Source organism: Algoriphagus faecimaris (assembly GCF_900101705.1).
Lineage (GTDB): Bacteria > Bacteroidota > Bacteroidia > Cytophagales > Cyclobacteriaceae > Algoriphagus > Algoriphagus faecimaris.
In genome coordinates this window covers 26,610-49,884 of sequence record NZ_FNAC01000007.1, presented here as the reverse complement: position 1 = coordinate 49,884, position 23,275 = coordinate 26,610, and the positions used below count along the sequence as shown (strand labels likewise).

The 23,275-nt window shown below is 40.7% G+C and carries 16 protein-coding genes; 13 read left to right on the top strand and 3 right to left on the bottom strand.

Features of this window, described 5'->3' with window-relative positions; genetic code table 11:
• Window positions 1-70 precede the first annotated feature (70 nt).
• Window positions 71-832, bottom strand: a complete 762-nt coding sequence (locus BLQ57_RS05205; RefSeq protein ID WP_087938300.1) for an acetyltransferase — start codon at window positions 830-832, stop codon at window positions 71-73.
• A gap of 3 nt (window positions 833-835) precedes the next feature.
• Window positions 836-1,708, bottom strand: coding sequence for a glycosyltransferase family 2 protein (locus BLQ57_RS05200; protein WP_087938301.1), 873 nt, complete (start codon window positions 1,706-1,708; stop codon window positions 836-838).
• Window positions 1,709-4,120: 2,412 nt separating this feature from the next.
• Here BLQ57_RS05200 and BLQ57_RS05195 point away from each other — a divergent pair.
• The 3 genes from BLQ57_RS05195 (at window position 4,121) to rffA (ending at window position 7,351) form a co-directional block, all read left to right on the top strand.
• Window positions 4,121-5,044 carry a glycosyltransferase family 2 protein gene (locus BLQ57_RS05195; protein ID WP_087938302.1) on the top strand — a complete coding sequence of 308 codons (924 nt, stop codon included), beginning with the start codon at window positions 4,121-4,123 and terminating at the stop codon, window positions 5,042-5,044.
• A gap of 388 nt (window positions 5,045-5,432) precedes the next feature.
• On the top strand, window positions 5,433-6,119 hold the full coding sequence (locus BLQ57_RS05190; RefSeq protein ID WP_087938303.1) for a GNAT family N-acetyltransferase: 687 nt from the start codon (window positions 5,433-5,435) through the stop codon (window positions 6,117-6,119).
• Window positions 6,120-6,157: 38 nt separating this feature from the next.
• Window positions 6,158-7,351, top strand: a complete 1,194-nt coding sequence (gene rffA, locus BLQ57_RS05185; RefSeq protein ID WP_175444646.1) for a dTDP-4-amino-4,6-dideoxygalactose transaminase — start codon at window positions 6,158-6,160, stop codon at window positions 7,349-7,351.
• A gap of 666 nt (window positions 7,352-8,017) precedes the next feature.
• On the opposite strand, the gene BLQ57_RS05180 is transcribed toward rffA, so the two are convergent.
• Window positions 8,018-9,454 carry a hypothetical protein gene (locus tag BLQ57_RS05180; RefSeq protein WP_087938304.1) on the bottom strand — a complete coding sequence of 479 codons (1,437 nt, stop codon included), beginning with the start codon at window positions 9,452-9,454 and terminating at the stop codon, window positions 8,018-8,020.
• 1,157 nt (window positions 9,455-10,611) lie between these two features.
• Between BLQ57_RS05180 and BLQ57_RS05175 the strand changes: the two genes are divergently transcribed.
• The 10 genes from BLQ57_RS05175 (at window position 10,612) to BLQ57_RS05120 (ending at window position 23,265) form a co-directional block, all read left to right on the top strand.
• A complete protein-coding gene (locus BLQ57_RS05175) occupies window positions 10,612-12,090 on the top strand; it encodes a hypothetical protein (RefSeq protein WP_087938305.1) in 1,479 nt (492 codons plus the stop codon).
• Window positions 12,091-12,778: 688 nt separating this feature from the next.
• Window positions 12,779-13,156, top strand: a complete 378-nt coding sequence (locus tag BLQ57_RS05170; RefSeq protein WP_240507745.1) for a nucleotidyltransferase family protein — start codon at window positions 12,779-12,781, stop codon at window positions 13,154-13,156.
• Window positions 13,146-13,493, top strand: a complete 348-nt coding sequence (locus BLQ57_RS05165; RefSeq protein WP_087938306.1) for a HepT-like ribonuclease domain-containing protein — start codon at window positions 13,146-13,148, stop codon at window positions 13,491-13,493. The genes BLQ57_RS05170 and BLQ57_RS05165 overlap by 11 nt, the downstream gene beginning before the upstream one ends.
• A 124-nt stretch (window positions 13,494-13,617) precedes the next feature.
• A complete protein-coding gene (locus BLQ57_RS05160) occupies window positions 13,618-14,850 on the top strand; it encodes a hypothetical protein (RefSeq protein WP_087938307.1) in 1,233 nt (410 codons plus the stop codon).
• A gap of 1,218 nt (window positions 14,851-16,068) precedes the next feature.
• On the top strand, window positions 16,069-16,440 hold the full coding sequence (locus BLQ57_RS05145) for a nucleotidyltransferase family protein (protein ID WP_205635608.1): 372 nt from the start codon (window positions 16,069-16,071) through the stop codon (window positions 16,438-16,440).
• Window positions 16,430-16,762, top strand: a complete 333-nt coding sequence (locus BLQ57_RS05140) for a HepT-like ribonuclease domain-containing protein (protein WP_087938310.1) — start codon at window positions 16,430-16,432, stop codon at window positions 16,760-16,762. Before BLQ57_RS05145 ends, BLQ57_RS05140 begins: the two co-directional genes overlap by 11 nt.
• A 757-nt stretch (window positions 16,763-17,519) precedes the next feature.
• A complete protein-coding gene (locus tag BLQ57_RS05135; RefSeq protein ID WP_087938311.1) occupies window positions 17,520-18,596 on the top strand; it encodes a DegT/DnrJ/EryC1/StrS family aminotransferase in 1,077 nt (358 codons plus the stop codon).
• Between the two features lie 621 nt (window positions 18,597-19,217).
• Window positions 19,218-20,432, top strand: coding sequence for an ATP-binding protein (locus BLQ57_RS05130; RefSeq protein ID WP_087938312.1), 1,215 nt, complete (start codon window positions 19,218-19,220; stop codon window positions 20,430-20,432).
• A 382-nt stretch (window positions 20,433-20,814) separates the two neighbouring features.
• A complete protein-coding gene (locus BLQ57_RS05125) occupies window positions 20,815-21,921 on the top strand; it encodes a hypothetical protein (protein ID WP_087938313.1) in 1,107 nt (368 codons plus the stop codon).
• A 462-nt stretch (window positions 21,922-22,383) separates the two neighbouring features.
• The gene (locus tag BLQ57_RS05120) at window positions 22,384-23,265 is read left to right on the top strand and encodes an FkbM family methyltransferase (protein WP_139162664.1); all 882 of its coding nucleotides are present in this window, start codon (window positions 22,384-22,386) and stop codon (window positions 23,263-23,265) included.
• Window positions 23,266-23,275 lie beyond the last annotated feature (10 nt).

Sequence of the window (23,275 nt, the reverse complement as noted above, 5' to 3'; positions counted from 1 at the left end):
CAGAATTTAGTACTTAGACAACCTTTTATTTCACCCCTCAATTTGTTTTTTGGATTTAAAGTCAGGTCTGTTACTCGACTTTCCCCACCGTATTCATACTCCTATTGGTTTCAAGCGTACTTGAATTTTTTGTTTTGAGATAAGCGCTTACCTTATCCCAGCGTTCGTTTTTTCTGATCACTTTACATGGGTTGCCATAGGCAATGACATCATCAGGGATATCCCTAGTTACCACACTACCGGCCCCTATAAAAGATCTTTTTCCGATACGAATATTATTTGAAATTACAGCCCCCGAACCAATCTCGGTTCCTTCTCCTATTTCGACAAAACCCGAGAGTGTCACCCCCGGATTAATGTTCACAAAATCTCCCAATTGGGCATGATGGCTGATCGCAGAATTATTTTTAATAGTGACCCCAAATCCAAGTTCACACATAGCACTGATGGTAGATTGAGGTTGAATTAAATTTCCTTTGCCTAAGCTACTGCTTGGTGAAATACTACTTTTTGGATCGACTAAAGTGATATACCGATCTTTTGTTATGCCATATTTCGTCAAAAAATGGTCAAAGAGGATGTATTTTACATTAGAATGGAGCACTCCGAAATGCACCGGCTGCTTTTGATTTTTCTTAAAGTCGAACTCTTTATCTAAAAAAATGGACCTTTTATAAAGGTCACTTCGAAAAGGAAAATCAGGAAGAGCCAAGTTTTGGATAATTTCAAATTGAGACATCCCAAAAACCGAATAGGCCAAATCCATGATTACCGGTATCTCTCCTTCGCTTTGCCCCAGTAGCAACAATTTGTCTGATTCAAGTACTGCCATAGATCAAGCAGTGGTTTTGTTAAAGACGAAGTTGGCAAAATACCTCTTTGCCATAAAAAGGAGCGTTCTCAGATAGAGCAATGTATCCTTGTGCACATGCTGATACAGGTGCCAGTTCAAATAAAACCTATCCATTTGATTCCGTTTCCTTGAATTGGAGCTATAAGTGCCATTAGGATTTTTCCTGTAGAATGAAGTCAATTCAGGGCTGAGAATAACTTTACCTTTCTCTTTATAAAAATTAAATAGGGGATTATCCAATACAGGCGCTTTGATCGAAATGGGATTAGCAAGAAATTCATCCATGTGATTTCTCATCATCCAACCTGAAATATGCCCTTTGTAAAACTCATATTTTAATTCTTTTGGGGTGTAGAGCTTGATGTCTTCAGTAACCTTAGTGGGTGTAGAGACTCCTTCAATCTGAGTTTGCGTGATACAGATGGAGGCTTCAGGAAATTTTTCCATCAATTCTACCTCATGCGATAGCTTCTCGGGATTTAACCAATAATCGTCACCGTCTATAATACAAACATATTTACCCCGGGCCTCTTTGTACAGGCCTAAGTGGTTGTACCTGCCTGTTTTCTTTCCATTTCGGATAAATTTGTTTTTCCCATCCCGAAGAAATAAGCGGATTTTTTCAGGATATTTTTCAGCATATGACATACAAATTTCCCGCGTTCCGTCTGTGCTAAAATCCTCTCCAATTAAGATTTCAAAAGGAAAATCTGTTTTTTGGATCAAGATGCTCTCTAGGCATTGACTGATGTATGGCCGATGTTGGAATGTGGGTACACATACAGAAACCAGGGGTTGGCTATGATTGATAGGTTTTGTATCTCCTAAATACTCCATATTTATCTCTTCACACATTCCATGCTATTTTTTCTGATCGAGTTCTCAGAAATGAAAACCTTTAGGAACATACCGGTCACAGGATGTAATTATTTTTACGGGAGGTGTTTTTTAGCGGGGTGTGCTAAAATTAAACTCTTTTAATTGCTTATCAAGTCCTTAAGAAAAAGCAAATGTATGAAAAGTTCAGGATTCTCATGAATTAAGAAGGGTTTTTAAACACCAATCAGTGGCAGCTGCATTTGGGGTAAAGAGAATTTTTATTCTACATGGAGAACTAGTACCAAGTTTTGGTCTTCTAAGAAGTGAAAGCCTTAGAAAATTTTTGTCACCGTGAGTTTCTCGCTCACGGTTTTACCTAGAGACCAAAAGAATCATCGTTTCCATTCGCCACGGCGAACAAGTTCTTGCTGGCATGGACATCGAACTTACCGAGGAAATGCCTGTCACCGGTCCGCCGTAAAACTAAATACCCCGCATTTCGCAGTTCACACTTCACTGCTTCATACGGGGCTACGCCTAAGGTGCACAGGTATTTAAGGTTAAAGCTCCCGATAATCGGGACAGGCACTTCAGGCTTTTTGATCTAAACACCAACCTGGTTTTTAGGACCAGCCTTACAGCATTTACGTTTTTTTGGAGCATTGGAAAACCGTTAAGAAAATGGCTTAGTTCCGAGCTTGCCTCGGAAATCCAGCCATTTTTAGGTTTGTAAATGCAACAAAAAATCAAATCGCAAGTGCATTTTAAGTTTAAGAACCAACTTTAAGCGATTTGAAGTAAAGGCTGAGGCTGAAGGGTTTTTGGTTACTTTTTGGCCGCAAAAAGTAACAGAAAGATAGAGGTAAAAGCTACTGTGGATAGTTAAGTTTCTACAAAAAGGCAAATAGAAAGAATAATCATCTCCATCTTACTGGCATTTACATCGAACTTACCAAGAAAACCCCGGGCCAGAACTGGGACCGCTTTCATACCTTTATCCCCGGGTTAAAACCCGAGGCTATTCAATCGGTCGTGCCTGCCTTTGCCGGTAGGCAGGCCTACGGCACTTGATTATAGCTTTAGGCTTTGTTTTGGGACCAGCCGGATTTATTTTCTTAGTGGATAGCGTAACTCCAAGAAAAGCTTCAGCTTTTCAACTCGGTGAAACTCCAAAAAGCTTAAAAAGGCAAAAAGGAATACAGTGCAACAAATTGTCAAGCCATGCTAAAAAAACTTCTCCGTGAAACTCTGTGAAATTAAAATGGTCATTCTGCAGGTACTAAAATTCAATTGGCTGTGTACGCCTCGTCATCGGGAAGGTCAGAACCTAATTGGCGCAATGTCTTAAGGTTTACTTGTCGTAGGTTCACTTGTGCCGGTTTTAAATTTATTATTTGGAATTTTTAATAAATACCTTCCATATAGCAATCAAGCCCATACCAAGCAGCGAAAAGGATCTTCAACATCCAAAATCCATTCTTCCAAACTTCCTGACAACTCCCCATCAATTCATCAGTTCGACAATTCCTCAATAACCGTTTCCATCTTGCTGGCATTTACATCGAACTTACCGAGGAAACCCCGGGCCAGCGCTGGGGTCATAGTAAAACCTAATACCCCGCATTTCGCAGTTCGTTCCTCACTGCTTCATACGGGGCTATTAATGGTTTGCCTCCCGATAATCGGGACAGGCACTTCAGGGTCATTTTATAGACTAAATGGACAAATGATTAACGCCTCTAGACAGGCCTAATTCACTTATACATGCCTTAATTTGATTTAAAATCTGATTTCATCGATTCAACAGAGTTGGTGAATAGCTCTGGAAGAACGCGATTTTTCATCAAAGTGGGTGTTAGCCCACGGATAAGATTCTACACTCCAAGATAAAGCCCTGCAGGGGCGATACTTCTTCATAGCTCTCGATAGTAATAGATATTGTAATAAAACCCGCAGGGCAGGACAGAACTTGAAAATCATCCATTGCTCATTGAAAATTGCTAGGCCCCGTTTTCATCTTGCTGGCATGGGTATCGAGGTTTCCGATAAAACCCTGGGCCAGCGCTGGGAACGCCGACATGCCTGCTTACCCCGCATTTCGGTCGTCTGCGCTGCATTCTGGCCCTTCGCTAAATTTGTCCTTTTGGACAAATTATTAACGCTCAGTCCTCTCCTCCCTCATACGGGGCTAATCAAAGTTTGACCCCTTCAGGGTCAGCTTGGTTCGCCTTTGTGCTCGTTGTAAAATGAGCTAGTTCCAAACCTGCCTTTGGCGGTAACCTTGAACCCTTTATCATTCTTCCAAACTTCCCGTCAATTCGACAATTCATCAATAATCCTTTCCTTTTTCTATGCCTACAGCTTGGACTTGTTCAAAACTCAATTTCACAAAAGGCAAAAATTCCTCTATTCTAAATTTCTCCTCCACTTTCCCTATTTTTACCAACCATGCCTGAGCTTTCTATTATATCTCCCGTTTTTCAAAGTGCCGGTCTCGTAGAGCGATTGGTCAAAGAAATTCTTCAGGCATTAAAGGACCTGAACTTGGAGCTTGAAATCCTCTTAGTCGACGATGGCAGCACGGATGGTTCATGGCAGGAGATCGAGCGAGCAGCCAAAGCTCATCCCCAAGTCAAAGGCATCAAGCTCTCAAGAAATTTTGGTCAGCATTATGCCATTGCTGCGGGATTGGATCAGGCAAAAGGGGAGTGGATCTGCGTCATGGATTGTGATCTCCAAGACTTGCCTTCTCAAATCCCCAAACTCTATCAAAAAGCAAAGGAGGGTTTTCCTATAGTTTTGGCACAAAGAGTCCAAAGGAAGGATTCCTTTTTGAAACGCTTAGGTTCATGGGGATTTTATAAAATTCTTTCTTGGTTGACAGGAGCTCGTCAGGATGCAAGCATTGGCAATTTTGGGATTTACCATCGTCAGGTAATTCAGGAAATTGTCAAAATGAGAGAATCCATCCGTTATTTCCCCACCATGGTCCAATGGGTGGGATTTCCTAAGATCGCTATTCCTGTTGAGCATGCGTATAATGCTGGGCGTAAATCCAGCTATAACTTCAAACGGCTTTTTAATTTGGCCCTGGACATCATGTTGGCCTATTCGGATAAGCCAATCCGATTGACCGTTAAGTTGGGAGTAATCATCGCGCTGACAGGATTTCTTTTTGCTGCATTTACCCTTTGGCGCTACCTTATGGGGGAAATTATTGTGGCGGGCTATGCTTCTCTTATCATCTCCCTTTGGGTGCTGAGTGGATTTATTTTGATGACTTTGGGAATGGTAGGCTTGTATGTGGGGAAGACTTTTGAGGGTGTTAAAAACCGTCCCATTTACATTGTTGAAAAAGAAACTAAGCCTTAAATCCTACTCCTGATCAACCCGCTTTCTTTTGATGGCTAATTGTTTGATTATCCCGTGGGGAAAGTAGCTTGGTAATCCTCTTTCACTGAAACTGAGTTTCTCCAGACTTCATTTGAACAGGAGTTGATCTGGTTTTATCACCCTGAGAGTCTCATTCAGGGTTTGTTAATCAATTTCTGCCCCCGTGAGTGTCTCACTCACGGTTTGAACTGGAGATCTAAAGGAATCAACATCTCCATCTTGCTTCTCCTCCATCGCCTACATTATTTTTTCACAAAAAAATTAGTGTTTAAATCACTAATCCAGTTCAGTTATTTAGGGGGCTAAATCAAAACTATCGCTAAAGAATCAGATATTTATAAAATCAACTAGACGTAGGATCCTATTTATGATTGAATTTCTTCCCTTCGATACCCAACTTTTCGATTATCCTGTTGGATCAATCCATTGGCGGCCCGATTTTACGGAAGAAAGGTTTATTGAATCTTCCAAAGACTTCAAATTGGTTTACATTTTCTCGGATTCCCCTATTTCTTTTTCTAACCGAGGAATCAGGCATGTGGATACCAAAGTGACTTTTGAAAAGGAATTGAAAGCTACTTCTCCTCAGGAAAGTATTCGAGGACCCTTAGCAAAGGGTTTCGATGAGTTTAGCCCAGAGGAGTTGGAAACGCTTCGTTTCTTAGCTTTAGAAAGTGGACTTTATTCCAGATTCAAACAAGACCCTAGGCTCATCCATGATGAGTTTGAGCGACTCTACTATCTATGGATCAAACAAGCGATTCTTTCGGGCAATTTACTCCTTGGAGAAAACCTAGAAGGGATGATTACCTTTTCTCAAAAAAATGAAATGGGAAGAATCGGTTTGGTGGCAGTGCATCCGAATCATCGTCAACAAGGTTGGGGAAAAAAGCTTATCCTTGCATCTGAGCATGTTCTTTTCGATCAGGGCGTAAAAACTTTACAAATCCCCACCCAAGAAGCTAACCTTCCTGCGATGAGACTTTACAAAAATCTTGGCTATCGCATTGTAGAAAAAAGTTATGTCTATCACTTCTGGAGAGGGCTATCCTGATCAATTGCCAAAAAATAGTATATTCATCTATCCGAAAAATGAAGTCACCCGCCATTTCTATTCCTTTTAATAAACCCTTTCTCAGCGGTCAGGAATTTGACTTGATGCGAATGGCTGCAGAAGAGGGCAAACTTTCGGGAAATGGTCATTTTACCCAACTTTGCCATACTTTTTTCGAAGCGCATTACGATTTTGGAAAATGCTTCCTGACCACTTCATGCACCGATGCCTTGGAGATGGCAGCCTTACTCTTGGACCTACAGCCCGGAGATGAGGTGATTCTCCCATCCTTTACTTTTGTTTCTACCGCCAATGCCTTCGCTATCAGGGGGGCAAAGCTAAGGTTTGTCGATAGTAGACCGGGTTTTCCGGGGATGGATGAATCCCAGGTAGAGCAACTTATCAATGAGAATACTAGAGCTATTGTAGCTGTTCACTATGGAGGTGTGCCCTGTCAAATGAGTGTTTTAAAAGAGTTGGCTGAGAAACACCAGGTCGTTTTAATCGAGGATGCGGCCCAAGCGATTGATTCCTATTTTGAGGGAAAGGCCTTGGGTTCTTTTGGACAGCTATCCACTTTCAGTTTTCATGAGACAAAAAATGTGCATTGTGGAGAGGGAGGGATGCTGATTGTCAATGAGCCTTCGCTTATCAAGCGTGCTGAGATTCTTTGGGAAAAGGGAACAGACCGAGCCGCTATGTTTCGCGGGGAAATTGATAAATACGGTTGGAAGGATCTGGGAAGTAGCTTTTTACTATCTGAGCTGCAAGCTGCATTTCTCTATGCCCAATTGAAAAACCTGGACAAGATTCAGGCTAGAAGAAGAGCGATATGGGAGGATTATTCGGCCTGGTTTTCGGAGGAATCCAAAAAAGAACCGGCCTTACTTTCCATTCAATATTTGAAAATACTGGAAGAGGCATTGGCTGGTTTAGGAAATATAGAATTTCAATCCCAACCTGGAAACTACCATCTTTTTTACCTGCTTTTTGAAAATGCGAGTTTCCGTCAGGAATACATTCAGCGATTGAAGGAGAAAGGGATTTTGGCAGTTTTCCACTACCAATGCCTGCATCAGAGCGAGTTTATCCAAAAAAATCAACCCGAGGAATTTCAACGCGACCTTCCAAATGCCCAAGGTTTTTCCGATTGCCTTTTGAGACTTCCCTTGTTTTATGAGCTGCCAAGTTTTGAATTCCCAGAGGATCGGGTGTATGAGAGAAAAGGCTGAAGGCTAAAGTCAGAAAGCTGAAATAAGAGCAGGGAGACCGAAGACCGAAGACGGCAGACCGAAGGGAAAAGTTTGAAGTCTTAAGTCAGAAAGCTGAAAAATGTCCGATGTCGGGTGTCGGGTGTCCGATGAGGTCTTTACCCACATCATCTCAAAATCGAAGCCATTGTCAGGCTGAGCAGCCTGTCCCGATTCAGTATCGGGAAAGTCGAAGCCCTTCCCATCTTTGCGATTTCAAAAATCATAATATGAATAGGAATGCCGCTTTAGCCCATTCAATTATGGAACAAAAAATCTCTGGGGTTTCAGCCCAACAGGAATCTGTAAGAGCAAGTCAGAAGGATAAAGTGAGAAAGCTGAAAAATGTCCGATGCAGGATGTCGGGTGTCCGATGAGGCCTTTACCCACATCATCTCAAAATCGAAGCTATTGTCAGGCTGAGCGAAGTCGAAGCCAGGCTAAGCACTTGAGAGAAGAGTGTCTCGAAATCGAAGCCATTGTCAGACTGAGCAGCCTGTCCCGATTCAGTATCGGGAAAGTCGAAGCCCACCCCACCTCTGCGAGCATCACTCAATTTGTTAGTTAATCAATTCGTCAATTCGACAACTTTGAACCCTGAACCCTTAACAAATATCCCCACTACCTAGCTCATTTACCAGCTCCTCATCAATTCCCCATCTGCCTCAAATACCTTTTCTTTCTCCAGTAAAAACTCAGGGTAAATAATCCAAAAGCAAGAGCGAGTAGGGCATAGGTGCCAAAGGAAATTAAGCCGTGTTGATGCATGGCCCATTTTTGAACGGCCCACTCAGAAATTAAGTCTGATCCTCCTTCTCCTCCCAAATACAGCGCTAATTCATCAGTGTTGATTGAAAGCCAAAATAGAGAAAAGACTAAGGCCACAATGCCTAATAGCATCTGATCCTTGACACTCCATCGATACCGCTTCATCCCTTTGATTAAAATAATGGCCCAAAGGGGTATCCAAGCAGCAAAGGTGGTGGCCTTAAAGAACAAACTGAAAAGTAAGCCTAGCGCAAAAATCAAAACTACAGACCAACCCAATTTTCCCATTTCCTGTAAGAAGCGATACAGATAGAGTAGGGTTAGTACTCCTATCAATCCCCAATGCAGACTATTGGAAAGAATAAAATCACCGGGAAAGCGGAACATGCCTCTTGCAGATTCCCTTGCCAGACTTAATAAACCTAAAGTTTCATTTTTACCGGACAATAAGATTAACAGCAGTAAAATTCCTACCAAAGCCATCACTCCCTTGCTGATACGATCAGATTTGGTTCTTTTTTTAAATTGCTGAATGGCTAGATCCCAATCGATCGAACTCTTTTTCGCGGCATAAATCACCAGAAAAGGAATAAATGCCAAAGCGACTAAATGGAAAATTTGACTGATTAAATCTTCCGTCCACCAAGCTCCCAAGCCCCAACCAAGAAGGGCAAACAAAACAGGTAAGGCCAATGCTAAAGCAGCAGGAAACAAGGATTTGGGTCGCTCTCCTTCATGAAGGGGAAGTTTATCTCCCGGCAAAAAGAGCATCAGTAAACCAGAAATCAAAAGTAATGGGGATACAAAGGTCCCCAAAATGGAAACCATGCCGAGTTTGAATTTTTCATAGCGCAAGAAATAATTCACTTGCCCCATTCCTAGGGCAAAAGCCATTCCGTCGGGACTAAAGGGATGGTACCATAGGGATTTAAGCCAAGCATAATTAGCAAAGAGCAAAATAAAACCCAAGGTGAAGATGGCAGGTTTGAGTCGGAGTTTCTTACTGATCCGAAAGTACCAATAAAGGGCAATTCCTAGGTAAATCACCTGCCAGATAATCATTCCATTTTGTAAGCCCTGATTGTCTTTTACGATATGAAAAGCCGAAAAGGAGAGATTTAACAGTCCAAAGGGCAAGATTCGTGTCAGTTGAACCAAATTGTATCCCGACTCCTCCATATCATCGAGAAAATTCCTACCCACCTCCCGATAAAAAACACCGTCTCCATAAGCCCCTTCATTTGCCGGGATTTTTTCTCCATTGATCTGAAAGAAGACGATTAAAGCTAAAATGGAAATTAATAATAAGGGTCGCAAACAAGCCGGGTTTTAGTAATTCCTGACAATTTAGAAAAGAAGTTTAAAAGAGGAAACGATCAGAGAAAAGTAGCTATGTTTTTATGAGAATCCCATTAAGTAATAAATACCTAAAATGTGTAAAATTTGTAGCAAATCCACCTATCACCAATAGGGCCTATGGAGAAGTATCGCCCCTGCGACATCCCAGCGCTCTTTTTCTTCCATAGCTGTAATTCGTTGTCCATCGAAAAATCTCATTCTTACTCTATTTCATCCCAGATCTTGAGGATTGGGGTACTGAGGAATTGATGAATTGAAGTGCCGTATGGCCTGCCTACCGGCAAAGGCAGGCACGGCCGATTGTGTAGCCCCGTATGAAGTGAAGCGGTACGCTGAACGGAATGCGGGGTATTGAGGTATGTCAGTGTTACCAGCGCTGGCCCGAGGATTTATCGGAAACCACGATTTCCATGCCAGCAAGATGGAAACGGTTATTCTTTCTTTTTGCCTTTTTGTAGAAACTTAACCATCCACAGTAGCTTTTGCCTCTACCTTTCTGTCACTTTTTGCGGCCAAAAAGTAACCAATCCCGATGGATCGGGATCAGCCTCAGCCTTTACTTCAAATCGCTTGAAGTTGGTTCTTAAACTTAAAATGCGCTTGCGATTTGATTTTTTGTCGCATTTGCAAACCTAAAAATGGCTGGATTTCCGAGACAAGCCTGCCTACCGGCAAAGGCAGGCTCGGAACTAAGCCATTTTTTGACGGTTTTCCAATGCTCCAAAAAACCGTAAATGCTGTAAGGCTGGTCCTAAAAACCAATGTTTGGTATGAAAATAGAAAAAGGCTGAAGGCCTTTAACTTTTCAATAGCCCCGTATGAAGCAGTGAGGAACGAACTGCGAAATGCGGGGTATTAGGTTTTACGACGATCCCAGCGCTGGCCCAAGGTTTTATCGGAAACCACGATGTCAATGCCAGTAAGATGAAAACGATTATTTATTCCCTCCGATGAAAGGCATAATCCTACCCTACGGCTGATAAATCGAAAGACATTGAGCAAAATTGAATTCTATTAGTTGAGGTGAAGTAAAATCAAATCCTTCCAAAAGAAGAAATCCATTAATTCACAATTTATTTTGCATTTTGCCGAAGGTTCAAATGATTTCTAAATAGGTGCAGAAACTTTTATTCGGAGCAGTAGCTATTTGTCTTATCTTAATTATCACATCCTCCAACAGAGGATTTAATGTCTCTGATGAAGGGCTTTACCTCTTGCTTGCTCATCCTTTGCAGGAGAATAAAGGAGGGATTTTTAACTATGATTTGTTCTTCAAATTATTTTTTGAGATAACTGGAATCCAATTCGGAATTCAGGGTATGCGATTTCTTCGTTTAGTATTCTATTTCCTTTCAGCTTTTTCACTTACCATTTATTTTCGCCAAGTCACTCGTAAAAAGAGCTTCCCATGGACAGTTTTAGCCATAAGTTTTTTGGGATTAGCCTTTGGATATGGGTTTTTACCTGCCAGCCTTTCGTATAATCACCTTTCTGTATCATTAGCCACTTTTTGGTTAGTGGCTTTGGTTTATCCTTTTTCCCTTTTAAAAAAATACTTCACTATGGGTTTGATTTTGGCAACTATGGCCTATATCAAAATTCCAAATGCCTTGGTTTTCGGAGGATTGACACTCCTTATTTTTTATTTAAAGCAAGAGCTTTCTTTAAGAAAACTTCTTCTGATGCTTATTCCCTTTCTTCTTTTCGAGTTAGTATTTTATACTTTCCTTCAGCAGAACCTTATGATTCGATTAACAGAAAGAATTCAAACAGGAATTACTAGGGAAGAATATCAATTTTGGCTACTGTTCAAAAGTACTGCTGTAGGTCTTTTTTGGATCGTATTGTTCATTTTAGGACTTTTGACCATAAAGCTAAGAATAACAAATCCCTACCTAAAATACATCTTATTACTTGTTTGGACTCTTGCACTGTTTTCTTTCACTTGGATAGCAGAGCAATGGCATCATCTTTTTTTATTTATTATTCCCGGAGTTGGTTTTTGGGTGTTTGACCGAAGTTTCTTTGAAAAATTGGAAACTCAAGTAAAAGCGCAGCTTGTAGTGTTGGTCCTACTTCCATTTTTTCTCCATTTTGGGAGTAATGTCTATTGGCTTTTACTTGGAATTCACTTTGCGGTTTTTTGGATTTTGGCTTTATGGATATTGATAGAAATAAATCCTCAAAAATATCAGTTGATCTTTTCATGGGGACTTGTCTTGAACTCCGTGTTTTTGGTTTTTAATGGTTTATGGTGGCATCCCTTCGAACAAAAACCTTTGTGGAATTACACCAATTTATGGGAATATGGTGAAGGAAAGCATATTCTTCTCAGTAGAAATCAAGTGAGTCAATTGGAGCGCTTTCATAGGCAGCTTCCTAAAGATCAGCTAGAGGTTTTGTCAATCTATCATATTGCAGGTATACCATATCTTTTAGGGAAAACGATGCCCAATAGCCCTGAGATTTGGACTTTGGAGCAGGTGGATCAAATTTTTCCTAAGGGATTGGAAAGTGAGTATATCCTTTACTTTCCCAGTTATCCATTGCCTGAAGAATTTAAAGGTGAAATAATACAATTTGGCTCATTTTAATGAGAGGTAGGATCATCCGCATTTTATATATTCGAGAATGCCCATGATGTAACATGCTTATTGCAAAATAGGTATTTCGAAAAACACCTTGAGAATTGTAAGTCATTTGGTGAAAAAAATCAGAAAGATTTGTAATTCATGTGCAACCGAGTAATTTTATTACTCAGTCCAGGCTAGCTTCTAATCTCTAGCAAACTAATTCAAAAATTGAAATAGTTTGATCCCCCCTCAAAGGGGCTAAAAGATGGGAGTGAAAGGGCGAAGCTTTTTTGGGAACGGAGATTAGGAAATAGAGAACAGAGAACAGAGAACAGGGAAGAAGGAGCAGAGAATAGAGAATAGGAGAGTTAGAGATTAAAAGAACAGAGCAAGGCAGAAGTATAAAGTGAGAAAGCTGAAAAATGTCCGATGTAGGATGGTTCGATTACGCTCACCACAAGTGTCGGGTGTCCGATGAGACCTTTACCCACATCATCTCAAAATCGAAGCTATTGTCAGGCAGCTCGGACTAACCCCAATTTTGAGATATTAAGCATCGTTCTCATTGGTAACAGAGTCGAAGCCATTGTCAGGCTGAGCGAAGTCGAAGCCAGGCTTAGCACTTAAAAGACGAGAGTCTTGAAATCGAAGCCCTCAATTAAACAGTTCCCGAGTTTATCGATTTCCTGCCAATAGTTACCTTTGTTAAGTGAGTTCCGGAAAAAAAGATATCGAAAATCAAGTAAAAGAACCAGAGCTAGCTTCCTATCAGCTAGTAAACGGCTTAGGAATAATCAACGCTGCATTACCAAAAATCAGACTGATCTGCAAAAAGTATCATGTCCATAATCTATATCTCTTTGGATCAGCATTAAAAGGACCATTTACCAATAGTTCAGACATTGATTTTTTGGTAAAGTTTAGGTCCATTCCCCTTGAGGAATACTTTGAAAATTATATCAACTTCAAGCTAGAATTAGAAAATGTCCTTGGCAGAAAAGTAGACCTTCTTGAGAAGCAGACACTCCATAATCCTTATCTAATTCAATCTATTGACGAAAGCAATTTGAAGGTTTATGGAAAGTAAGACTGCAAAATGGCTTTCAGATATTCTGGAAGCTATTGAAGAGATTAATGATTTTATCAGTAAAAATCAAATCCATTCTTTTTCCAAATACCAGCAGAATAAAATGCTCAAAAGAGCTGTCGAGAGAAATTTGGAAATAATAGGAGAAGCAGTCAACCGAGTTAAACAAAATGATGCGGCAACGTTTGAAAAAATTGAGCATGCAAGATCAATTATTGCCCTTCGAAATCATGTGATTCATGCTTATGATAGTATATCAGATGAAAATATTTGGTCTATTTTGATTAAACATTTACCAAAGTTGGAGGTAGAAGTGAAGAACCTTCTTTTGAAATGAGAATTAAGTACCCAGAACCATTTAACCCTTAACAAATATAACCTCTTCGCTCAGGTCTTCCCTCAGTTAAACAGCTCATCGATTCGACAAGCACCCTGCGTGGAGGGCCCCAACCAAAAAAACTTTGCTGGATCTCAATTCTTCTTTTTTCTCCCAATGCCCTGAATGTAAATGGCCTAAGATTGAATCCAGTGGTTTACTGTTTCAGGGAAAACATATCCTGACACAGCACGAATGCCCTACATGCAGCCTGAAGTTTTGGAGTACTTTACCCATTGGACATGATAGACTTTTCCCAATTCAAATCGCAGAAGAATCAGGAAAAGTATACTGCGAGGTAAAAGACCAGGATTGGCTTAGCGCGCCTTTAGCAGCTTCTTTAAAAAGTGAAACTTCAGCGGTAGCCGAATTTAAAATTATCCGCCCGCAAACTGGAAATCAAGCTATATTCATCAATTGTCTTGATTCTTGCTTTGGACACGTGTTTACCAAAGTTTGGAATGCCTATCTACTCAAAGAGCGCTATCCCCAATACAGCATCATTGTATTGATTTCCTCCCAGTCGGAATGGCTGTGCCCCAAGGAGGAGGTGGAAGTTTGGTCCATAGGCTTACCTGTGAACCTTTTGGATCAAAAAGTAGAAGGTTTGGACTCTTGGATCAAAAGCCAGTTGATGCGTTTCGAGGAGGTTTTTTTGAGTCAGGTACCCACTCATCTAAACCTAGAATTGGGAATAAAATTAGAAGAGGTAGTCAAAATTTCCCGGTTTCCTATCAAGCAATTTTCCAAAGCCCCTCTGAAAATCAATTTTGTTCTCAGAGAAGATCGGTTTTGGCATAATAGCAAATGGCTTGACCTTGGTTTTAAGGCAGCAATAAAATTCAAAAAACTTCACCTGATCAAACCCTTCTTGCTCAGAAGACAAAATCAATTAGTTCAGGAGACGGTCAAACTCTTACTCCAAGCTTTTCCGCAGGCTGAGATCAGTGTAAGTGGACTTGGAATTTCCGGCTCCTTTGCTCAACCCATACAAGATCAACGAGTCGCAGAAATTCATTCGGACTCAGAGATTCAAAGAAATCAAGCCTATTCCCATTGCCAATTGGTCATAGGAGTTCATGGATCTCATATGCTTGTACCAACAGCCCTCGCAGCAGGTTTTATTAATCTGGTGCCAGCTTACAAACTCCCGCATTGGGTGGAAGATACCTTGCTTCCTTACCAAGGTAGACTGCTTCAATGGATGGGTAGATTTCTCAATGAATTCTCCAGTCCTCAATATTTGGCAAGCCATGCGATTGGTATGATCTCAGGTTTCGATACGATCTGGACAAATTTGCAGGAAAAGGGAGATTGAAGGTTGAGAGATTGAGAGATTAGGGAATAGGGAATAGGGAATAGGGAACAGGGAACAGGGAGGACCGAGCGTAAAAAATTCGTCCAGTGGACGAATTTAGCGATGGGGCCAGGATGCGGGCGGGGAACAGGGAACAGGAATTAGGAAACAGGGAAAAGGCTTAAGTCTAAAGTCAGAAAGCTGAAAAATGTCCGATGCAGGATGTCCGGTGTCCGATGAGGCCTTTACCCACATCATCTCAAAATCGAAGCCATTGTCAGGCTGAGCAGCCTGTCCCGATGAAGTATCGGGAGAGTCGAAGCCCTCAATTAAACAGTTCCCCAGTTCATCGATTCCCTTCTAATTGTTACCTTTGTAAAGTGAGCATTGGAAAAAAAAATATCGAAAGTCAAGTAAATGAGCCAGATCTGGAACTTTACCAGTCAAACGATATTACTATAATTTCAAAAATCCTTGATTTGACAAGAAAGCTTTCCCCTGAAACAATGGAGCAGCTAGCAAAAAAAATTCAAAATATTCATGGATTGAGCAAATCAAAAAGCCAGTCTGAATTTTCTAATTTTCTTCTTTCAGGTCCTGTAATGGAAGATTCTCATTGGAAGGCTTTTCAAGATCATAGAGAACAGTTGAATCAGTGGAGACTAAAATCATTTACCTAGATTCTGGAGTTTTAATCGAATATTTTCGAAAGAAGGATAAGTCAAAATCCAAGCTCTTTCTTTTATCTCAGAAATATCAAATAGTTAAGGTATCCTCAATAACCTACTATGAAATTTTATTGGGGTCAAACAAAAACCAGATTCAATTTTGGAATGAATTTTTTGAAAAGGTTGAAGTCTTAAGGCAAAAAGCTGAAAGATTGGGAAAAAAGCTAAAAACTACTCTGCCCCTCGTAAATCGTAATTCTTAAATCAGTGGGCCGTAGTTGGATTTAGAAGTATAAAGTAAGAAAGTTGGTAGTAGAGCAAGAAGACCGAAGACCGAAGACCGAAGACCGAAGGGAAAAGTTTGAAGTCTTAAGTCAAAAGCTGAAAAGCTAAAAATTGAGAATCAGGCCCAAATCTACTTAGCCTCTCGTAAATCGTAAATCAAAAATCGTAAATTAGTTGGTAGTAGGCAACCCTGACCCACCAACCCTCCCCGTCTTTGTGCCGTTACAAGAGGTTCCTTCAGTTCGAGAGTTTATCAATTAGATAACATCTATAATAACAATTCCCCATGAGCAATATAACGCTGTTCGATCAAGTTGCAGATTCTACAGACCGAGACTATAAAGTTCCTAAAGGAATAGAGCTGATAGTGAAAAACAAACAGCAAATCTTGGATTTGTGCCTCAAATATCAAGTAGAGGAATTATTTGTTTTTGGGTCCTCTCTAGATCAACGTTTTTCATCAAAAAGTGACTTAGATTTTTTGGTGAATTTCAAAACCATGCCCTTTGATCAATACACAGATAATTACTTCAAATTACATGAGGATTTGGAGAACTTATTCTTACGGAAAATAGATCTTATCACTATCAATTCTCTGGATAATAAGTTCTTTAAAGAAAAAGTACTCCAAACCAGAAGACTACTCTATGCTGCTTGAAGAGAAAAAGCTTTTGCTTGACATTCAGGTAGCTATTACTTCGATCTTCGATTACTTGGGAGAAGATAGAGATTTTACTGTATTCCAAAAAAGAAAAATTCTTAGAAGGGCGGTCGAACGAGAGCTTGAAATTATCGGAGAGGCAACCAATAAACTACTTAAGATAAATCCAGATATCCCAATTTCAGAAGCAAGGCGAATTGTCAACCTCCGCAATTGGGTGATCCATGCCTACGACTCAGTAGATAATATTATAATATGGGGGATAGTAAACAAGGATATTCCTCTCCTTAAATCTCAGGTTGACCAGTTGTTACTATGACACCAAAGGCAGAATTCAGTAAGTAGAAAGTAAATAATAATTAGTGAGAAATCCCTGAATGCTTATACTTCGACAAGCTCAGTACAAGTGCTAAGTACAAGGATTGGGAGAATGGAGATTGGGGAATAGGGAATAGGGAATGGATGACAGGGAACAGGAATTAGGGAATAGAGAACAGGGAACAGGGAACAGGGAGGACCGAGCGTAAAAAATTCGTCCAGTGGACTCCCGATAAATCGGGATAGCGAAGAGCTTGGATGCGGGCAGGGAATAGTCAGAAGTATAAAGTGAGAAAGCTGAAATAAAAGCAAGGAGACGGAAGACCGGAGACCGAAGGGAAAAGTTTGAAGTCTTAAGTCAAAAAGCTGAAAAATGTCCGATGTCGGGTGTCGGGTGTCCGATGAAGCCTTTACCCACATCATCTCAAAATCGAAGCCATTGTCAGGCTGAGCACTTGTGAGACGGTAGTCTCGAAATCGAAGCTATTGTCAGGCTGAGCAGCCTGTCCCGATCCAGTATCGGGAAAGTCGAAGCTATTGTCAGGCTGAGCGGAGTCGAAGCCAGGCTGAGCACTTGAAAGACGAGAGTCTCAAAATCGAAGCTATTGTCAGGCTGAGCACTTGAGAGACGAGAGTCTCGAAATCGAAGCCCGTCCCACCCTGCCGAGCACCACTCATTTAAACAGTTCATCAATTCATAAGTTCAATAACAAACTAGATCTTAAAACAAACGCCCACTTCTTTAATTCTACATTATTTTGATTCCTGTAACCAAACCTTTTCTCCCTCCCCGTGAGGAATACGACCGCTACCTAGATGGCATCTGGCAGCGCAACTGGCTGACTAATAATGGCCCTCTGGTCAACGAACTCGAGCTCTCACTCAAGGAACGCCTGGGCGTTCCCCATTTGCTCTTTGTAGGAAATGGTACCATCGCCCTCCAACTCGCCATCAAGGCCCTTGATCTCAAGGGAGAGATTATCACCACGCCTTTCTCCTATGTGGCTACTACCTCGAGCATCGTTTGGGAAGGTTGCACGCCGGTGTTTGTGGATATTTTACCCGATACCATGTGTATCAATGCAGATCTCATTGAGGCTGCGATCACTCCAAAAACCTCCGCTATTCTGGCCACTCATGTCTATGGCATTCCCTGTGAAGTTCAAAAGATAGAGGAGATTGCTAAAAAGCATCATCTCAAAGTCATTTACGATGCTGCCCACGCTTTTGGCGTCAAAGTGGATGGCAAATCCATTTTTGAATACGGGGATATTTCCACCTGCAGCTTCCACGCTACCAAAATCTTCCATACCATAGAAGGAGGAGGGGTGTTTACCCAAGACCCCCAACTCCTAAAACGGATTTCCTTCTTGCGGAACTTCGGCCATCATGGACCGGACAACTTTAATGGCGTCGGGATTAATGGCAAAAACTCCGAATTTCACGCAGCGATGGGTTTGTCTGTTTTGCCTTATATGAAAGAAATCCAATCCCGAAAAAAGGAACAAGCGAGTTTTTATGGGGAGCAATTGAGAGACTTAAGCGTGAGTTTTCCCAATACAAAGGAGGTGGAGGATTACAATCATGCCTATTTTCCCATTTTATTTCAGGAGGAAAAGGGCTTGATTACAAGTATGAAGGCCCTGGAAAATAATGGAATCAGTAGCAGACGGTATTTTTATCCGGGGTTAAATAGCTTGGATTATACCACAGGTTATTGTCCCGTTTCCGATGATATCGCCTCTCGAGTACTCTGCCTGCCGCTTTACCATGACCTAACCCGAGAGGAACAGCGGATGGTCTGTCGGATTTTACTAAGAGTACAAAATCATTGATGTCTAATTATTATAGCCTTATGGCTGTGAAAAGTAGGTAGTGGCAGTTGGTAATAAGCAGGGAGGAGAATGGAGATTGGGGAATGGAGATTGGAGATTGGGGAACAGGGAACAGGGAATAGGGAATAGAGAATAGGAGAGTGAGAGAATGGGGAACAGGGAATAGGGAACAGGGAGGACCGAGCGTAAAAAATTCGTCCAGTGGACTCCCGATAAATCGGGATAGCGATGGGCCAGGATGCGGGCAGGGAATAGTCAGAAGTATAAAGTGAGAAAGCTGATAGTAGAGCAAGAAGACCGAAGACCGAAGACCGAAGGGAAAAGTTTGAAGTCTTAAGTCAAAAAGCTGAAAAGTTGGGAAAAAAGCTAAAAACTACTCTGCCTCTCGTAAATCGTAAATCAAAAATCGTACATAAGTTGGCAGTCGCAGGTTGCATTAGACAGATGTTTGCCAGGCGTGGCAGGAACCTAGAATTGACGACTTAATTATTAACCTTTAACCAAAAGTCCGCGCCATTTTAACACCTAAATTAAATAGTTCGGTAATTTTATAGTTTTTCTGCCTATAACCTAAAAAACTTTATGTAAATTGAGTGTTTTTATGGTTATAACCTTAAATAAATGATTAAAAGAGAACTCTACATCGATAAACTCAAGAAATTTATCGGAAAGCCTCAAGTCAAGATTATTACCGGTATCCGAAGATCCGGGAAATCCACAGTACTAAGGCTGCTGATGGACGAATTGATCCAAAAAGGTGTAAAGGAAAATCAGATCATTTACCTCAATTTTGAGAGTTTCTCAAGCTTACATCTTACCCAAGCACAAAGTCTCTATGAGGATGTCAAAGGCAGGATAAAGAAACCTTCAAAGTACTATCTATTATTTGACGAAATTCAGGAAGTGGAAAATTGGGAGAAGGCTGTCAATTCATTTTTGGTAGACTTTGACGTAGATATTTATTTGACAGGCTCCAACTCACATCTTCTATCCTCTGAGCTATCCACTTTATTGGCTGGTAGATATGTAGAGTTCCCTATATATACCTTGTCATATTCAGAATTTTTGGATTTCAAAAAATTCTACTCGGAAATAGATGAAAGTAAACCTTCTCTTTTTATAAAATACCTCAGAAAAGGTGGTTTTCCTGTCATTCATACAATGGACTATGAGGATGAAACAGCCTATCAGGTAGTCAGAGATATTTATGATTCCGTGATTCTGAGGGATTCTGTGCAAAGGCATAAAATCAGAGATATTGAACTGCTCAACCGGGTGATTAAATACGCATTTGATAATATTGGAAATACCTTTTCAGGGAAAAATGTCGCGGATTATTTCAAAAGCCAACAACGAAAAATTGATCTAAATACCGTCTATAATTATTTGCACGCCCTTGAGAGCGCCTTTATCTTATACCGGGTATCTCGCTATGACTTAAAAGGAAGAGAAATTTTGAAGACTCAGGAGAAGTTCTATCTCGCAGATATCTCTTTGCTCTATGCTACCATGGGGTACCGAGATCGTCTTATTGCAGGGGTTTTAGAAAACCTTGTATTCCTAGAGCTGAAGCGGAGAGGGTACCAAGTCTTTGTGGGCAAACTTGAACAGCGGGAAATTGATTTTGTGGCAGAAAAAAAGGAGCAAAAACTTTATATTCAAGTGGCTTACAAATTGGAAAGTCCGGAAACAATCGATCGGGAATTTAAGCCTCTTTTGGCTATCGACGATCACTTTCCCAAATATGTCATTACCATGGATGGATTCTTCAGAGATACCATTCAGGGAGTAAAGCACGCCCATATCAGTGATTTCTTGTTGCAAAAGCAGTGGTGATGGAGATATTGGTTGGCTCATTTGCTTCATTGAGAGATTGAGGAAAGTCAGAAAGCTGAAGTCAGAAAGCTGAAAAATGTCCGATGAGGCCTTTACCCATATCATCTCAAAATCGAAGCCACTGTCAGGCTGAGCAGCCTGTCCCGATCCAGTATCGGGAAAGTCGAAGCTATTGTCAGGCTGAGCGAAGTCGAAGCCAGGCTAAGCACTTAAAAGACTAGAGTCTCGAAATCGAAGCCCGTCCCACCCTGCCGAGTACCACTCCATTAAACGGTTCATCAATTCATCAACACATAAAGCTTCTCTGAAGACCATCACCAACATAAAGTCCCTACTAACCCGGCATTGGTTTTTTATACTGTTGCTGCTAGTAGCAAGCCTGATGCTTAGAAAGTTTTATGGGATGCAGGCGAGACAGGAAATCTATTCGGATTACCTGGGACATATTTGGCTTCTGGAGTTTTACCTAGAAAATGGCAAATTCATCTTCCCACCACTATTCTATCTAAGCGTAGAATTATTTTCTAAACTACTTATTCCCTTTGTGAGTCCTAAGGTTTTCGCAGCAGGAGTTATTTTAGCAGCATTTACCCTATTAAAATTCACACTTATTTACCGATACTTGATTCAAAACACCCAAGGGCAGTTTTTTATTATGGCGCTTCTAAGCTTAGGCTTGATGCTATTTTTCCCTTACTACTTATTTCAGTTCGAAGGGCCCTATTGGTATATGGGCAAATTTACCCCAACCGTATGGCATAATTGTACCAGTACCTTTGTATGGCCATTTTCATTCCTGCTGTTTTGGGAGGCTCAGAAATGGCTAGACGATCAGAAAAAAAGTCGGTGGTACCTCATGGCTCTTTGGGCGCTCTTGATACTATTATCCAAACCCAGTTTCCTCTTTGCCTTTATTCCGGTATTTCCACTGATGGCCTATATCAAGCAGAAAAAACTTAATGCGAAAACTATCCTGTTTTCTTCGGTGCTGTTTTTAGGTTTATTGGGCTTGAGAGAGATGATTTATCTAAACTCGCTGGATGAACTGATTTACCTGCGTAATGAAAAGCATTCTGTGATCTGGCTACCCTTTGCAGTGTATCAACTCTATGCCGAAAGCCCCATTTTAGAGTTTCTGGCAAGCTTCGCCTTTCTGCTTTTGGCTTTCGGCCTATTGGGAAAAAGTTTACTACAAAAAGCTGAAGTACAGTTTGCACTCTTGCTATCTCTAGTTAGTCTTTTGGTCTATTTGCTTTTGGCAGAGGAAGGATACCGCTTTCCTGATGCCAACTTCTACTGGCAAATCCCGATTAGCCTATCCATCTTATACTTAGTAATCATTAAAAATACCTGGATGGATTTTAGACAGAAGCAGGATTCCAAACCGGCCTTGGTTTCCTATGGGATATTGCTACTAGGCTTTATGGGGCATGTGGCTTCGGGTGTTCAATATTTGCATCATTACATAGCTACGAAGAGTTATTTGTAAGGAAAATAGGTAGAGGCAGTAAGCAGGGAGGAGAATAGAGATTAGAGAACAGGGAATAGGGAACAGGGAGGACCGAGCGTAAAAAATTCGTCCAGTGGACTCCCGATAAATCGGGATAGCGAAGAGCTTGGATGCGGGCAAGGAAAGGCTTAAGTCTAAAGAGAGAAAGCTGAAAAGATTAAAGATTGAGAAAAAGTCCAAAATCTACTTAGCCTCTCGTAAATCGTCAATCAAAAATCGTCAATCAGTAGACAATAAATGGGAATGCCGCTTTAGTCCATTCTAATAAAGGATATCAAAGTAATCCTGCCTTTAAATCTGTAGTCACTAAAAATACTCCTAATAGGGTGACGCTAGTGGGAGTAACACGAATAATTATTTAAAAAAATCAACTTGAGACTTTTCGAATTTCTTTTAAAACTAAACGGAAAATTTTCTACCATCAGGAAAATAACCCAACCCTTGGTAAAGAAAGCAGTATTAGATCCAACCCAAAGGAAAAGGCTAAATAAATTTTATCATAAGCTGACGTATTATGAAAAATCAATTTTCCATGCTCTCTATGGAAGGATTTTTCGCGATGGAAAAAATTATGACATACAGGGAGAATGGATTTTGAAATTTGCTGGTAAAGAAATTAGAATTCCTTTGGAGTCAGAGTCCCTTTGGCTGGATTGGGAAACTGCCCTTTCAGTTTTGGGGCATGATTATGAAATCAAAGCCTTCTATGAGAATCAAATTAACTCTTCAAATCCTCCCGCCTGTTTTATGGATATTGGGGCAAATTATGGCACTCACTCATTACTCCTACTGTCTGCAGGTATTCACACTTTTTCAATTGAACCAAACCCTGAATGCAAGTCCTATTTTGAAAGATTGGCAAGTTATAACCAGGTGAAAGGAGAGTGGTTTGGGTTAGCTTTGGGTGAAGGAGAAGGGAAAGCTCATATAGAGTTTCCGGAGGGTGAGACTTGGTTGGGTACTCTTTCAGAGACTGATTTTAGTAATCGGAAAGAAGCAATCAAATCCTATCCTGTAGAAATAAAAACGCTAGATGGATTAATAGTGGAAAATGGAATCAAGCCCGATTTAATTAAAATTGATACGGAAGGGTTTGAGGAAGGGGTGATTAGAGGAGGAGAAAATTATATCAAGGATAAGTTACCGAATGTGATTTTTGAGGCAAATAAAGGGGAAGAACAAGTTAGATTACAAAGAACTCTTCATAAAATAGGCTTAGAGATATTTAGTTTAAAAACTTATAAAAAAATCACTTGTCCAGAAGATATTCAAATTAAAGAAGGAAATTTTATAGCTTCAAAGGAGGAGACTTTATCATTTTGATTTTCTTAGA

What these genes read in the sequence shown, in the direction of transcription:
- BLQ57_RS05205 (WP_087938300.1), bottom strand. Translation starts at nt 832, where the DNA reads ATGGCAGTACTTGAATCAGACAAATTGTTGCTACTGGGGCAAAGCGAA.
- BLQ57_RS05200 (WP_087938301.1), bottom strand. Translation starts at nt 1,708, where the DNA reads ATGTGTGAAGAGATAAATATGGAGTATTTAGGAGATACAAAACCTATC.
- BLQ57_RS05195 (WP_087938302.1), top strand. Translation starts at nt 4,121, where the DNA reads ATGCCTGAGCTTTCTATTATATCTCCCGTTTTTCAAAGTGCCGGTCTC.
- BLQ57_RS05190 (WP_087938303.1), top strand. Translation starts at nt 5,433, where the DNA reads ATGATTGAATTTCTTCCCTTCGATACCCAACTTTTCGATTATCCTGTT.
- rffA (WP_175444646.1), top strand. Translation starts at nt 6,158, where the DNA reads ATGAAGTCACCCGCCATTTCTATTCCTTTTAATAAACCCTTTCTCAGC.
- BLQ57_RS05165 (WP_087938306.1), top strand. Translation starts at nt 13,146, where the DNA reads ATGGAAAGTAAGACTGCAAAATGGCTTTCAGATATTCTGGAAGCTATT.
- BLQ57_RS05145 (WP_205635608.1), top strand. Translation starts at nt 16,069, where the DNA reads ATGAGCAATATAACGCTGTTCGATCAAGTTGCAGATTCTACAGACCGA.
- BLQ57_RS05140 (WP_087938310.1), top strand. Translation starts at nt 16,430, where the DNA reads ATGCTGCTTGAAGAGAAAAAGCTTTTGCTTGACATTCAGGTAGCTATT.
- BLQ57_RS05130 (WP_087938312.1), top strand. Translation starts at nt 19,218, where the DNA reads ATGATTAAAAGAGAACTCTACATCGATAAACTCAAGAAATTTATCGGA.
- BLQ57_RS05125 (WP_087938313.1), top strand. Translation starts at nt 20,815, where the DNA reads ATGCTTAGAAAGTTTTATGGGATGCAGGCGAGACAGGAAATCTATTCG.